A 14,811-nucleotide genomic window follows, 5' to 3' on the forward strand; every position below is an offset into this window, starting at 1 on the left:
TGCAGCTTCACCAGACCGGACATTCGTGCATGGGTGCAGCATTTTCGGCGGGCTAAGGTCGGAAGAGCGGGACTTTGTGAACTTTATTGAAGGTCTGCTTTCGCTGAAAATGGCTGTCTGCATCACGCGAAATTCGACGGGCACCCACCAAAGCCTAATCTCTGATGCCACTTCTAACCGCACATCGGTGCAGTCGCGCGGCGAAGTAGGTCTCAAAGATCTCGTTTTCAGAATACTCGTCAGGGGCCTTCCAATAGGCACCGAGGCGACCTGTTAGGCCGGCAATCCAATCGGCGGCCTGCATGGTCTGGTAGCGGTGGCTTTCTAATTGAAATGGCGGCTCAACGAGGCAGCGTCGCCGATCGGTTCCATACATGGCGATCGCCGCTTGTGTAACGAGGGCCGACCGCTGGTCGTGTTCGTCGAGGGCGAGGAGGAACTGATCAGAGGGTGTGCAATCCTCTGCACAGTACTGGTCAATGCGCTTGATCGCCTCACGCAGAATATGCCTATAGAGCGCGTTTGCATCGTGGACGTCGGCGGCGTCGTGCTTGCCCTGACCGACATAGAAGGCAAAGCCGCCGAGCGTTTTTATCTTATTGAAGAGCCGGTTGGTAAATTTGCGCAGTTCTTGATAGGTCTCGACGTTCCGGACCGTATAAAGTGCCGAGCCCTTTTTCTCCCAAACGGATGGATGCTTATGCGAGCAGTCGATCTCGAACTTCAGCAGCTCACATTTCCGCTGATAAAACCAAGTTCCAAAGTTGCGGACTTCATCGACGGGAATCACAAGTCCGGCAAGGCCGAAGACTGGGCTATCGTTGTGATGGGGATCATCGCGGCCAATGTAAGGGCCGATGTGGCCAAACTCATCCAAATAAGCAATGTAGGTCAAAGTACGCCCCAAAAAACACGAAAACCCGCGCTTGCGCGCGGGCCTCGGAATGAGGGCAACACAAGTCTGCGCCTCGTAGGGATACGTAGTCGATCGGGCTTTGATTGTCAACTTCATTAAAGCCGCCATTCATAGTCGCCGCAGCATCCGTCACCTTTGGGCTCAAAGCCGACTTGCGGCGACGCGGCGCCAAGTTCATGGCGAGTGAACCGCCTTCGGAGCGTTCGCAACGCCAGCTGTCAGCCCAAAGCGGACCGATGGATCTCGGTGCGAATTTGCAATGGCAGTCCTTCGCCACGCAGGTCGCGAACTTACACAATGCGGACAAAGCAGACCTTTCCCTTTCGAGAACAATGACCGCTCTGATGACTAAAAACCACAAATAACGTAGAAGAGTGGCCTTGAAAGAAACCATTCGTATGGTATGTTTATCGAAAATCGACGGAGATGTTGAAATGAACGCCATGCTTGCTGCCTACACGGCTCTGGGAGCCGCCATTATCCTAGAGGTCAGCGGTTCGACCCTGCTGAAATTGTCCCAACAGTTTACGAAGCTGTGGCCATCTCTCGGGATGCTGGTCTGCTTTATCCTGTCCCTTTACTGTCTTTCTCTTGCGTTGAAGATGGTGCCTCTTGGTGTGGCCTACGCCGTTTGGGCTGGTCTCGGCATCGTCCTGACGGCGGTGGTCAGTGTCGTCGTGTTTAAGATGGCTCTGGATTTCTGGGCGGTAACGGGAATTGCTATGATCGTCGGCGGTGTGCTTGTCATGAACTTGCTGTCTGGTAGCGTCTCACATTGAGATGCCAGAAGCACATAAACGCGTCAAAGACCCACAAGCCGTTAGACGCCGCCTCATGGATGAAGCCAAAAAGCTCGCCATTGAAAGCGGCATCTCGGCAATAACAGTTCAAGCCGTTGCGTCTGCTGCCGGTGTCACTAAAGGCGGCTTCCTTCATCACTTCCCGAGCAAGCAGGCCTTGATTGATGCGATCTTCGAGGAAGTCTTAGACCAACTGGCTTCTGAGATTGGGGCTCGGGCCTCGAAGGATCGTGTTGCGCATGGAGCGTTCACCCGTGCCTATATTGATCTGGCCTTTGGTGGTGAAGAACCGGCCATGGATCAGACATGGATCGCTCTTTCGCTCCTCATGCTGGATGATCCGGCTCTTCGGATGAAATGGACAGAGTGGCTGAATGACCAACTCTCTGAATACGGTGAAGATCAAGGCAACGTCGAACTAAGCATTGCTCGGTTTGCCGTAGACGGAGCTTGGCTGGCCCAACACTTCGGGGTGGCGATCCCGGAGCGGAAGAGTATGCACGAAGCTCTGACGAAGAGTACCTTTTCCGCTGGCAAACGAGGATAGCTCGCGACCCACTTTCCGAAAGCGGTCGTTCGTGCGACGCGCAGCATTCTGTATTCTGGGCTCTCTGCCGTCGTTCACCGCAGTCTATACGAAGGTCCGCTGTCGGGAAACGGGTCAAACTTTGCAAAGTTCACTATCTGCGCACAGCCGACCTTGGTGTGCAGCGCAGCATGGGGCTTCGGTCTGCTAGGGCTTGAATGGCTGCTTTTGCAATTCTGGCACAGAACCATCGCAGACGCAGCTAAGGTCCGGTTTCCGCCCAAAACGACCGCCCTGTGTCCGTCCTCCGGATTCGCAACGCATTGTGCCATCGGTTGCACTTTCGAAAAGGGCGCTCGGGCAAAAACGACAAGACACTGAAATTAAACACTCTTTTTAAACCGTCCTTCCGAGGGCCTAGGGCGGTCGATTAGAGACAAATTGGGTTCAGAGACCGATTTTGAGCGTTTTTGCAGTCTCCGAAGGGCGGTCGCAACGGCTAAACCCCTTTGAAACCAAAAGAAAAAAGGGCCCCATAAGGGCCCATCATCGGTTTCGGCAAGTGTAAGTGGCGGAGAGACAGGGATTCGAACCCTGGAGACGGTCTCCCGCCTACACACTTTCCAGGCGTGCGCCTTCGACCACTCGGCCACCTCTCCGTTAGGCGGACTTTTGACCGATCAGAAAAGGAATTGCAAGGCCCGTTCTGACAAAAAAACCATCTTTTTCAAAACCTTTTTCAATCAACCAGATACAGACCGAAAAGGAGAAGAATGGGGGCAGAATGCCGACAGATCAGGTTCCCTTTCTGCAGTTCGCGCTGGCCCATACCAATTGCCATCCCAGAGACTGTCGTGCCGCCAGCCTTTCACCCGTTTTCCGCAGACTGCGTGGCGTTTGGCTGCCCCCGCCATCACCGGGTGCGGATCACACGCCCCGGCTGGCGCAGCCACTTGCTAGCGGTCTGCGTCAGGGTCTGCCTCCGCTGCACTGTCGTGCATATCGTCCAGATCCGGCCGATCGACAGCTAACCGGGTTCCGGTGCTGGCTCCGGTAGTGGCTTGAACCGAGTTCTGATCCGGTTGCGCGTCCCTGGCCTTACTCTGGGCAAATGCCTCTGGATTGCGGATCCAGAGATCACGCTGGGCAAAGGGAATTTCAATCTCTTCAGCGGCAAAGCGCGCGGCGATCTCGTAGTTGAGATCGGATTTCACCGACAAGACCCAGTTCACATCCCGCAAAATCGCGCGGATCTCAAAATCAAGACTATCGGCCCCGAACCCCTGAAAAATCACGCTGGGGGCTGGTTTCAACAGCACCATCGGGTGCGATTGGGCAATCTCATTCAGGATGGCCTCGACGCGGCGCGGATCAGTGCCATAGGCAACCCCAACCGGCACAATCACCCGCCCAACCGTATTGCCACGGGTGTAATTGGTAACGGTGCCAGTGATCAGATCCGAATTTGGCACGATGACATCGCTACGATCAAAGGTCTCGATCCGGGTAGAGCGCACCGAGATGTCGCGAACATAGCCCATCAGCCCGCCCACTTCGATCCAATCGCCCTTGGAGATCGGCCGTTCCACAAGCAGGATGATACCAGAGACAAAGTTCGACACGATGGTTTGCAGACCAAAACCAATCCCCACCGACAGCGCCCCGGCCACAATCGCCAGGGAGGAAAGATCAAGCCCCGCCATTGAAATGGCCACAAGCGCCGCCAGGAAGACGCCCACATACCCCAAGCCAGACACGATGGCATTCTGGCCGCCTGGGTCGATCTTGGTCTTTGGCAACAATGACGTGCGCAGGGTGCTCTGCACGACCCGTGTCACCCCGTAACCAAGGGCAAAAACCACAACAAAACTCAGAAAGGCAACCGGAGAGATCTGGGTGTCACCGATCTGGAAACCCGCCAGAAACGTCGACCAGAGTTCGGTCATATCTGCGACCCGGGCACCCCAGATCAACGAGAGCAGCGGCAGCGCAATCAACGACAGGGTAAACCCAACCGCCACCAGGACAAGCGAGTCGCGTGCCGCATCCCCCTGCCCTGACACAAAACCATAAAGATCGCCGGCAAAACGCTGCACGACAAAAAGCACCGCCAAGAGCAACAGCGTCGAGATCGCCGGGTAAATCAACGCCTCTGCAGCATTGACATAGCCAACCGCCGCAAGAAGTGGGGCTGCAAATCCCAGGAAAAAGGCACCACGGCGCACAACATCAAACAGCCGGCTGGCTCCGATCGAGATGCGGGTTTCCTGCTCTGTGTCGGGCTCGGCCTTATCTGCCGCGCCCTGCGCCAGTTCTGACGGTTCCGCCTCTGCCTTTGAAACCCCAAGCATGTTCAACCGATACATCACCAGGGCTGCGGCCAGGATCAAAGGAAAGCTCAGCACCGACTGGGTGTCCACTGAGGTTTTTTCCAGCTGATAGAGTTCGTACAGAACATCCTGCAGCACCAGTATAACCGCCCAGAGGTCGATCATCAGGCGGGCTTCCCCGCGACGCGCCACTGCAAAGGGCACCAGACTGACCTCCTCGGGTGCCTTAAACAGCTGATCCCCAAGCCAATGGAAAGAGAACAGGATCAAAGCCCATCCTGGCAGGTGCTCCAGCATCAGTGTGCCCCGCACCCCCAGGATTCCAGACACCTCCAAAGAGGTTGTCAGCAAGAGAATTCCCAGTAATGGCAGGGCAACCTGCAGCAGTGAGACGATAAAGGTCCACACCCCAGTGCCACGGGCGCCAAGCATACGCAGACGCCCCCCCATCGCCCGCGCCCAGAAGCGGCCGCGCAACAACAAGAAACTGCCAAGCAGGACCAACAGCAGAATTTCTGGAAAGCTACCCCAGATCTTCTCAACTGTGGTGTCACTTCCGATCTGTGACTTGGTTTCCAACCACAGGGTCCGCCCCGCCCAGCCCAGGGCCGCCAGGGCGTCTGGCCAGAGTTCAGGATTCAAAGGAGACGGGCCGCGCTGCAACAGATACTTGGTGCGGCGTTCGCGAATGATACTATCAACTTCGCTGATCAAACCATCCGCGCGGCTAAAGGCTGATTCTGCGATAAGGCGTGGGGATTTTAGCTGGTTGAGCTGGCTGGTCAGCTGCTCCCGCAGCGCCGCAATGTCTTCTGGTTCTGTCTCGCCCTCAGCGGGGGGCTCGCCGAGCGCCGAAATCTGATTTGTCAGCGTTTGAATACGCTGCTTGTTTTTGCTTTTCTCGGCCTGGAAATCCTGACGAAAGCTCGTCAGTTCCTTGCGCAGTTGCTCAAAGGCAGCACTTGAGGCACGTCTGCTGTCAATCGACTGCTCGGCCCGCAGGGCGGTGCTTTCCCACTCCTGCATATAAGTCTGTTGCTGCGCCGTCATCTGCGCAAAGACAGGACCGGCAGCTGCAATGCTCCCCAGAACTGTAACTGCAAGCCACAGGGCAAAGACGGCAATCAGCCGCGTCAAAAGGGCATGAGACCACAAGGCTGTGGTCACACATCTGGCACGGGCTGACTGCCGGAACGCGGTGGTCATACGTCCTCGAAGACGCCCGGGATTGAAGCGGGTGTATGGGTCATCCAGTCAGGCACTGGCAGGTCCTTTTCACGCAGGAAGTCTGGATTGAACAGTTTTGACTGGTAGCGCGTTCCATAGTCACACAGGACCGTTACGATGGTATTGCCCGGTCCCATGTCCTTGGCCATACGCACAGCCCCGGCAATATTGATCGCCGAAGATCCCCCCAGCACCAGGCCCTCGTCATGCAACAGGTCAAAGACAAACGGCAGCGCCTCAGTGTCGGAGATCTGATAGTTGAAATCGGGCTTCAACCCTTCCAGGTTCTTGGTGATCCGCACCTGGCCGATACCTTCGGCAATCGAAGATCCCTCCATGGCGATCTCGCCGGTGGTGTAATAGGAATACAGCCCAGCCCCCATTGGATCCGCCAGTGCAACCTTCACGCCTTTGGGCTGCAGCGCCTCCGCCACCCCTGCCAGGGTCCCGCCTGAGCCAACCGCACAGGTAAAGCCATCCACCTTGCCGCCGGTCTGCTCCCAGATCTCGGGGCCGGTGGTTTCTACATGCGCCTGTTTATTGGCAACATTGTCGAACTGATTGGCCCAAATCGCGCCATTTGGTTCTGTTTTGGCAAGTTCATTCGCCAAGCGCTCGGAATAACGCACAAAATTGTTCGGATTGCGATAGGGGGCCGCAGGCACCTGTACCAGCTGAGCCCCAGCCAGACGCAGCATGTCCTTTTTCTCTTCGGACTGGGTTTCCGGGATCACGATCACGGTTTTGAACCCCATCGAGGCGCCAACCAGCGCCAGGCCAATACCCGTATTGCCGGCGGTGCCTTCGACAATGGTTCCGCCCGGCTTCAGATCACCACGCGCAATTGCATCCTTGATAATATAAAGCGCCGCCCGGTCTTTGACCGATTGACCGGGGTTCATGAACTCCGCCTTGCCCAGAATTTCACATCCGGTCTCATCGCTGACGCGGTTCAGACGGATCAGAGGAGTGTGGCCAATGGCGTCGGCCAGATCGCGTGCAATGCGCATGGTATCCCTTTCGATCATTCCCCCAAGATGTAACCAAGCGGGCAGAGCTCTACAAGGTGGGAAGCAGCGGTTAACGCAGCTGGGCGCGCAGCCGTTCACGGTGACGTGATAGCCAAAGCGCCGCAGTGATCAGCGGCATGTCCTGATAGCGGTGATCATCAATACCCTGCATCAAGGCATCAAAGCTGAGGATCTCGCTGCGCAGGTCTTCGTTTTCGCCGGCGACGCCACCACCGCCTCTGATGTCAGAAAGGTCTGCAACCCCCACAAAAATATAAATAAACTCTCCTGATGCACCGCTCGAAGGATAGCCTTGCGTCACTTTTTCCAAATGCGAAATCGTCACCCCGGCCTCTTCGACCGCTTCGCGATAGGCTGCCTGCTCTGGCGTTTCGCCCAGGTCAATCAACCCAGCCACAGGCTCCCACATCCAGGGGCGTTTTTCGCCAGCGATAAAGGTGGCCGCGCGGAACTGCTCGACCAAAAGCACCTGGTCACGCACCGGATCATAGGGCAAAACCACCGAGGCCCGCCCCACCAGCGCCACGCCTCGGTTGACCGATGGGCTCATGGTGCCATCATAGCGCCGAAACCTGAGATCCATTTCCTCCATCGCAAAGAAGTTCACATAGGCGCGTTTGTGGTTTTCAATCAGCACATCCTGCGACAGGTCATGGGCCGGATCTTCCGATCCGGACTGTGCCATCAACCAGGCAGAGGCACGGCGACGGATCGATGGCAAAGACTTCCGCATCTGCTCAGCGGTCATCCGCCCCTGATAGGCCATGACCTCTTCTGCGGCGCGCAGGGTTACAGCCCCGGACTGGGCAATCCAGGCCTCCAGATCCCAGGCCCCTGTCGGCTGCCATTGGCCGGGCGCCGGGAAATAGACCTGCGCGGCAGCGTCTTCTCCAGAAGAAAGCCTGACGGTGATGGGCCGGAGCGCATAGTCAAAGCCTCCCTCATAGAAATCCAACGCCGCCAGATCCGCTGGAGTCAGCCCCCGCACCAGGAGACCCGTGGCGACCTCTCCACTGGCCTGCGCGATCAGGGGAAAGATCTGATCACGCACCGCATAGACACCATGGTCCGCCAGGCTGGCCTCAGAGATATCCAGCCCGGTGTGCGCCCGGCCCAACACCAGCTCAAGCAGCGGCACATGGCGGAGTGTGCCGTAGAAAAACAGATCAACCACGCGTTATAACCCTTTGTTAAGTGTCACATCCCGGACGGTAGTATGGCAGTTTGTTGAACAGTTCTGGTTTGAGTTTGTGCCAGTGCTTCATCGCTTGCAAGGGCGTCTTGCTGCCCAAGGCTGATTGCGGAAGCTGTTGGTTGTAGAGCCAAACATAGCGGTGCAGCGTGGTCTCCAGTTCTTCGCCTGATCGGAAGTGGTGGCTTTGCAGCACGTCTTCGATGCGACCGTTGAAGCGCTCGACCATGCCGTTTGTTTGGGGCGATCTTTGCGGCGTCAGACGGTGTTCGATGTCCAGTTCGGCGCAGAGCTTGTCGAAATCATGTTTTCCGCTTTGTTCGCGCTTGCGCAGGCCAAAGAGACGGTCGGAGAACTCCTTTCCATTGTCTGTGAGTATGGTTCGGATGCGAAGTGGGCAAGCCCGCTCTAGATCATGCAAAAAGCGGCGCGCGTTGGCCGCTGTCTTGCTGCTGTAGATACGGATAAAAACCCAGCGTGTAGCCCGATCAATGGCAACAAACAGATACCGGCGGGAAGTTTGATCAGCCATCTGTGGCAGGTACTTCACGTCGATATGCAGATATCCCGGCTCGTATGCCTTGAAGGCGCTCTGCTTTGGGCGGGCGGCCTTTGGCTTAAGATCGCGCAGGTTGCCGACCCAATGCCGCCGCAGACACCGAGCCAGTCCAGAGCGCGAGACGTCCGGGTTCAGAAACTCCCGCACCACGGCCAGCAGGTCATCCAGCGACACTAGCAGCATCTTGCGCAGCGCAACCACAACGGCCTCCTGAGCAGGCGTCAACGTCGTTTGCAGCCGATGAGCGGTATGGCTACGGTCATGGACACTGTCGCGCTTGCGCCATTTCCAAACTGTCTGTTCGGTTGTGCCAAAACGCTCAGCCAGAACCCATGCAGGCTCGTCGCTCGCCTGGATGGCAGCCCGTATCTTAGGCGTTGTTGTCGCTTGGTTATGAAGATGGATCAGCATTAAGCGCCCTCCCGAATGTCACCGAAAACCGATCTTGCCATGAAAAATGCGGACCGGCGAAAATCTATGTGATCGTCCGGAATGGAACAGTTAAGTATTGTTATGACCAGCGTTTATGGATGCTCTCAGCCAAGAGCCCAGCCAAGCAGCCCCCAATAGTCAGGGGCAGTAAAACCGTTGGCACCGCGATAACAAAAAAATACTCCAGCGACAGGGTTAGGATCGCCAACAGGGCGTCAAAAGGCCCGCCATATCGGTTACGCATGGCACGATCGAACATCTCCCAGGCGCCTTGAATAAACAGAGCCCACAGCACCATCACAGCCGCGCCGGTCAGCCCGTTGTTAATGGCCGGCACCAGGCCATGACCAACCCGCCGCCCCATAAAGATCCAGCCAGTCAGCAGGCCCAAAATGATATTGATGTGGAAGAAATACCCAAAATCGGTTCCTTCGGGCATCAACGGCACCACCTGCCGGGAAACAATAAAGGCAAGCAGGCCCAGGCAAAGAGCGGCAACAAGACGGGCAGCGGTAGGCATTGCGAAGATCATCCCTCGGGGTTGCGAGATACAGGCCAGGGCGACCACGCGCCCCAAAGCCAGCTATGTTTAACAACCTGTTTGATTTAACAAACTGGTTTGTTTGCAGATCAGGCTACAACAGCTGATCAAGTGCCGTGATCAGTTTGTCCACTTCGGACCGGTTGGTGTAGTGGGCGAAACTCAGCCGCAACACGCCCTCTTCTGGGTCAACGCCCATGGCAGAGAGCGCCCGCCCGGCGTAAAAATCACCGCCGCCTGCCATGATGCCCTGCTCTGCCAGCTTTTGCGCCACAGCCAGCGCCGGGCGGTTCAGGGCCAGCGCCACGGTGGGCGCCCGCTTCGCAGCTTCGCTCGGGCCCAGCAGGCGCAGATCATTTCGATCCTTTACCGCATCCAGCAGCGGCTGAAGCAGCGCGATTTCATGTCCGCGCATCAGATCATGCACAAAAGCCCCCCGCGCGGTTGCGCCTTCGGCAGGGCCGCCATGCTGGTCACAGAGCGCATCAAAATAGTCCACCATGCCCGCGCTGGCGGCAACCTGCGCATGATCCGGTCCCGCTGGGGTAAAGCGTTTGTACAGGCAGTCGCCGTTGAAAAAATGCCCCTGGTTGGGCAGCAGAGTGCCCAGTTCGCGCCGCATCACCATTACCCCTTGATGGGGGCCATAGGTTTTATAGGCCGAAAACAAATAGATGTCGGGGCCGAGGTCGCCCACGTTTGGCAAGCCATGTGGCGCATAAGACACCCCGTCGACGCAGACAAACGCCCCGGCCGCATGGGAGAGCGCGGTGATTTCGGTAACCGGATTTATTTCCCCCACAACATTGGAACAGTGTGGAAAACACACCAGGCGCACCTTCTCGTCCAGCAGCGCCTCCAGTTTTTGCGGATCCAGATGCCCCGTCTGGGGATCAATTTCCCATTCGCGAACCTCAATCCCCTCATCGGCCAGACGCCGCCAGGGGCCAGTATTGGCCTCGTGATCCTGATTGGTCACAATAATCGCTTCGCCAGGCTGCAAAAGCTGGCGAAAGGCCTGGGCCAAAACATAGGTGTTTTGGGTGGTAGAGGGTCCAAAGCTCAGCTCGTCAGTCTCCACCCCCATCAGCGCCGCCAGCCGCTGCCGGGCCTCGTCCATTTGCGCCCCCGCCAGCTGCGACGCCTCGTAGGGGGCATAGGGCTGCACTTTGCGTTGGATGTAATAGCGGGTTAGCCGGTCAATCACCTGAGCACAGGTATAAGAGCCGCCCGCATTCTCAAAAAACGCCTGTCCCTGCAGGGTTGGCTCCTGAAAGGCAGGAAACTGCCCGCGTACAAAATCAATATCCAGCATTATGTTTGGCCCCCAAATGTTATTATCCAAATGGATGCAACTCTCACCACAAGAGGTCAAGACTGACTGATGAAAACCAGAGCCTTGAGACGGCTCTATTGACAATTGACAGGGCAACAAATGAAATCAGCCCAGAATGTTTGCATTCCGGGCTGATTCAGGTTTTTGGATTTGTCCTCATTCAAAGCAGGCTGGGCGACCTCGCCTTAGGCGTTTACATCCACAACAACCCGGCCCTGCACTTGCCCCTTCAGAATATCCGCCCCTAGTTGCGGCAAATCCGAGAGCACCGCTGGTTTCACCATCGCCTCCAGCTTGTCCATCGGCAGATCCGTTGCCAGGCGTTCCCAGGCGCGCACCCGATTGTCATAGGGCTGCATCACGGAATCAATCCCCAGCAGGTTCACCCCCCGCAGCAGGAATGGGATCACAGTCGCCGGCAGCCCAGCCCCCCCCGCGAGGCCAACAGCTGCGACAGACCCGCCATATTTCATCTGGCCCAGCACCCGCGCCAGCATCTCACCGCCAACCGCGTCAACACAGCCCGCCCAGGTCTCGCTCTCCAGCGGCCGTTTGACCGTCTCGTTCAGCTCATCGCGTGCCACAATCTGCGTCGCCCCCAAGCTGCGCAGATATTCCTCGGTTTCGGGGCGTCCAGTGACACCCGCGACCTCATAGCCAAGGTTGGCCAGAATAGCTGTCGCCACCGATCCAACACCACCCGCAGCGCCGGTCACCAGAACCGGCCCCTGTCCGGGCTTCATGCCGTGATCTTCCAGTGCCATCACCGCCAGCATGGCCGTAAAACCAGCAGTGCCAACCGCCATCGCCTGCCGCGTATCAAGCCCCGCAGGCAGCGGCACCAGCCAGTCCGCCTTGACCCGGGCTTTTTGCGTATAGCCGCCCCAATAGGCCTCACCGACGCGCCAGCCGGTCAGAACCACCTTGTCACCGGGCTTGTAGCGATCATCCTCGCTGGCCTCGACCGTGCCGGCAAAATCAATCCCTGGGATATGGGGGTAGTTGCGCACCAAACCGCCGCCCTTGGGGCTCAGGCAGAGCCCATCCTTGTAGTTCACCGTGGAATAGTCGACTGCAACAGTGACATTACCCTCTGGCAGCTGATCAAGATCGATCTGCTCCACCGCCGCCGATGCCAAGCCGCTGTCTTCATCCTTGTTCACAATCAGTGCATTAAACATGTGTTTTCTCCCGTTTTCCTAAAAGACCATCAAATCCAGAACTTTTCACGTACGGTCGCCATACGCATACCCTCAGGCGTTTCAACTTCCAACTTGGTGCCCGCATCCCAATGGGTCATCCGCACCATCCCAATTGCAACATTGGTGCGAAAATCCGGAGACCAGGCTGCCGAAGACACCCGTCCAACCCGTTTTCCTGCCGCGTAGAGTGGCCAGAACTCAGTGCAGGCAGGAACCGGGTCGCCGGCAATGGAAATGGCACGGATCTGTTGCACCGGCCCCTCTTTTGCAACCCGCAACAGGGCATCGCGCCCGATGCACCCGATTGCAGTATGCGTGTCACAGAACCGGCCAAGCCCACATTCATGCGGCGTATTATCATCGGTCATGTCATTGCCGTAGCTTAACAATCCGCCCTCAATCCGCTCGATCATATTGGGGCAGCCTGCCCGCACCTCAAGGTCCTGACCCGCATCCAACAGTTTGTTCCACAGCGGCATGCCGATTTCTCCATCCTCGACATAAATCTCAAACCCGCCCTGTTTGGAATAGCCCGACCGGGCAATCACCAAATCGCGGCCCTGAAACTGGAAGGTACTGAACCTGAAGAACCGGATAGCACGAATACTGCTGCCAAAGACCCGCTCCAACAGCGCCTCGGCCTTTGGCCCCTGTATCGCCAGCGGCGAAACATCGGGCTCATCTACCAGCACATCCAGACGCCAGCCGTTGGCGATGCCCTTGACCCAATACAACAGATCACTGTCCGCAATTGAAATCCACCAGCGGTCTTCTGCCAGCTTTACCGCAACCGGATCATTGAGCATGCCGCCTGTTTCGTCGACAATAGGCACATAGTAGCACTGCCCCGGCAACATGCCGCGCAGATCCCGCGGCGTCAGCATCTGCATCAGGCGGCCAGCATCCGGCCCCCGCAGCTCCACCTGGCGTTCGCAGGCCACATCCCAGATTTGAACATGCTTTTTAAGGTGGTGGTAATCTGCCTCTGGATTTTCAAATACCGTTGGCAACAGCATGTGATTGTAGACGGTATAGGCCTTAACATTGGCAGCCTCGACCCCCTCCGAAAAAGGGGTTCTACGCAAACGCCGTGACGGTGAAATCAATGCCATAACTCATCCTCCTGGCAACTGGAAACTCATCGAGCGCGTCAGATGAACGCGCTCTATCCGGAAATTTCAGCCCCGACCCTTTTGGAGTCTGGTTGGGGGCTGAGCCTGCTGTGGGTTGAGCCTGGCACCAAATCAAAGACAACCACCTCCCCCAACAGACCCTGCCCTAGAAGCTCTCTGTGCAGCTGCCCGTTGGCTTTCATTGGTGTCTCCAAGTAGAAATAGAAGCGACTCACCGCTGAAGTTCTAAATGTCAGACTTTTAAATGTCAGACAAATAAAAACGACAGCCCATCCAAAACCGCCTAACCAAACTGGACCCGCAATGAAGATCGATCCAACAAGCTCAGCAGATTTGTCGGCGCAGATCTCCCAGTCAATCAAAGCCGCGATCATCAACGGTGACCTGAATGTGGACCAGCGACTGCCCTCGGAAGCGGAGTTGGCAGATCACTTCCAGGTGTCACGCTCCACTGTCCGCGAGGCGTTGAAACGTTTGGCGGCACAATCCTTGATCCGAACCCAGCGCGGCGCGACGGGGGGCGCCTTTGTCAACCGGCTCAGCTTTGAAGACGCCCACGCCCAGCAAGTGACCACGTCAACCCTGCTGCTCAGCATGAACGAGGTGAGCTTTGAGACCGCCTGCGAAGCCCGCTACGCGCTGGAACGCGCCTGCGCGCCGCTCTCCGCCAGCCGTCGCAGCGCCGATCAACTGGCCACCATGCGGGCCGAAATCTTTCGCCAGGGCCAGCCGGGCCTGTCAGATGAAGCCTTCTGCGCCTCTGATGTTGCCTTTCATCGCGCCTTCGTTGACGGGGCCGCCAACCCGGTGCTTTCCTATCAACTGGCCGGCGCGGTCGAAGCCATGCAGCCCTTGATGAATATCATCACCTTTTCTGCGCGTGATCGCGCCCGTATCGTCGCACTGCATTGCCAGATCGCCGATGCCATCGACCAGGGCGATGGCACCGCAGCCTCCGACGGCCTGACAAGACTTGAAACAGAAACGCTGCAACTGGCGAAAAAAGTCTTTGCATCCCGCGCCGCCAAAACCTGACCTTAGTCCCCCGGATGGTAACCAAGGGGCCGGTACATATTCAGTTGGCCAGAAATGTCCGAGGGGGAGCCGGTGCGACGCAGAGGCCAGGGTTGGTACCCCAATTGGTTTTCCCTGCCAAGAAAATGAAATATATCGGCAAAAAGGGATCCTCCCCACTTCAAATCCCCGCCGCAATACCCTATGTTTGTTCTGTTCCCTCGGGAACTATGGACATAAATGCGCTCGTAATACACGGATCGGACCCGGGGGCGGTACCCGGCGACTCCACCAAACATGCTTCATTTGGGCATCATGGGGTCGAAATAGGATCGACGGACGTCTAAAGGGGTTAGCTTTGTTTCGGCTGTCTGCCACCGTTATCGGCGAAAACTGTACAATTGCAAATGACAATCGTGCTCCGGTAGCCCTGGCTGCGTAAGCAGTTCGGAAAACCGAAACTTAAGTCCTTTCGCCTAGCAGCGACTGGCGGGGTTCGCAGGTACCTGGCAACAGAAACCTGCACTTTCTCTCCCCCTCACCTGCTGCTCTACCGCGTGTTCTGTCGGCTG

Annotated in this window: 12 protein-coding genes, 1 tRNA gene and 1 other RNA gene; 4 read left to right on the forward strand and 10 right to left on the reverse strand. The window is 57.2% G+C overall.

Annotated elements, in window-relative coordinates; all coding sequences use genetic code 11:
- Positions 1–154 precede the first annotated feature (154 nt).
- On the reverse strand, positions 155–1,012 hold the full coding sequence (locus JZI28_RS10605) for a DUF3800 domain-containing protein (protein WP_375697561.1): 858 nt from the start codon (positions 1,010–1,012) through the stop codon (positions 155–157).
- A gap of 284 nt (positions 1,013–1,296) precedes the next feature.
- Here JZI28_RS10605 and JZI28_RS10610 point away from each other — a divergent pair, with 284 nt between their 5' ends.
- Positions 1,297–1,695: a multidrug efflux SMR transporter gene (locus JZI28_RS10610; protein ID WP_281302332.1), complete on the forward strand. Its 399-nt coding sequence runs from the start codon at positions 1,297–1,299 to the stop codon at positions 1,693–1,695.
- 55 nt (positions 1,696–1,750) lie between these two features.
- Positions 1,751–2,263 (forward strand): TetR/AcrR family transcriptional regulator, encoded by a 513-nt coding sequence (locus JZI28_RS10615; RefSeq protein ID WP_158524522.1) that lies wholly within the window; start codon positions 1,751–1,753, stop codon positions 2,261–2,263.
- Positions 2,264–2,811: 548 nt separating this feature from the next.
- Here the strand turns inward: JZI28_RS10615 and JZI28_RS10620 are convergent.
- The 9 genes from JZI28_RS10620 to JZI28_RS10660 all read right to left on the reverse strand — a co-directional run bounded on the left by JZI28_RS10620 (position 2,812) and on the right by JZI28_RS10660 (position 13,204).
- Positions 2,812–2,901, reverse strand: a tRNA-Ser gene (locus JZI28_RS10620).
- 297 nt (positions 2,902–3,198) lie between these two features.
- Entirely contained in the window at positions 3,199–5,778 is a 2,580-nt protein-coding gene (locus tag JZI28_RS10625) for a DUF3772 domain-containing protein (protein ID WP_375697562.1), read from the reverse strand.
- Entirely contained in the window at positions 5,775–6,809 is a 1,035-nt protein-coding gene (locus JZI28_RS10630) for a cysteine synthase A (RefSeq protein ID WP_375697563.1), read from the reverse strand. Before JZI28_RS10630 ends, JZI28_RS10625 begins: the two co-directional genes overlap by 4 nt.
- A 70-nt stretch (positions 6,810–6,879) precedes the next feature.
- Complete coding sequence (locus JZI28_RS10635; protein ID WP_375697564.1) at positions 6,880–8,004, reverse strand: NUDIX domain-containing protein; 1,125 nt, start codon at positions 8,002–8,004, stop codon at positions 6,880–6,882.
- Between the two features lie 16 nt (positions 8,005–8,020).
- Positions 8,021–8,992, reverse strand: coding sequence for an IS481 family transposase (locus JZI28_RS10640; RefSeq protein ID WP_375697565.1), 972 nt, complete (start codon positions 8,990–8,992; stop codon positions 8,021–8,023).
- A gap of 100 nt (positions 8,993–9,092) precedes the next feature.
- On the reverse strand, positions 9,093–9,533 hold the full coding sequence (locus JZI28_RS10645; protein WP_375697566.1) for a TrgA family protein: 441 nt from the start codon (positions 9,531–9,533) through the stop codon (positions 9,093–9,095).
- Positions 9,534–9,648: 115 nt separating this feature from the next.
- Positions 9,649–10,869: an aminotransferase class V-fold PLP-dependent enzyme gene (locus tag JZI28_RS10650; protein ID WP_375697567.1), complete on the reverse strand. Its 1,221-nt coding sequence runs from the start codon at positions 10,867–10,869 to the stop codon at positions 9,649–9,651.
- Positions 10,870–11,075: 206 nt separating this feature from the next.
- Entirely contained in the window at positions 11,076–12,071 is a 996-nt protein-coding gene (gene acuI, locus JZI28_RS10655; protein ID WP_295451610.1) for an acryloyl-CoA reductase, read from the reverse strand.
- Positions 12,072–12,100: 29 nt separating this feature from the next.
- On the reverse strand, positions 12,101–13,204 hold the full coding sequence (locus JZI28_RS10660) for a dimethylsulfoniopropionate demethylase (protein WP_375697568.1): 1,104 nt from the start codon (positions 13,202–13,204) through the stop codon (positions 12,101–12,103).
- 324 nt (positions 13,205–13,528) lie between these two features.
- Between JZI28_RS10660 and JZI28_RS10665 the strand changes: the two genes are divergently transcribed.
- Together JZI28_RS10665 and ssrA are read left to right on the forward strand one after the other, a co-directional pair.
- Entirely contained in the window at positions 13,529–14,260 is a 732-nt protein-coding gene (locus JZI28_RS10665) for a FadR/GntR family transcriptional regulator (protein WP_295451615.1), read from the forward strand.
- A 155-nt stretch (positions 14,261–14,415) separates the two neighbouring features.
- Positions 14,416–14,766: a transfer-messenger RNA gene (gene ssrA, locus JZI28_RS10670) on the forward strand.
- Positions 14,767–14,811: the final 45 nt, after the last annotated feature.

This window comes from Pseudophaeobacter sp. TrK17 (assembly GCF_042192375.1).
GTDB lineage: Bacteria > Pseudomonadota > Alphaproteobacteria > Rhodobacterales > Rhodobacteraceae > Pseudophaeobacter.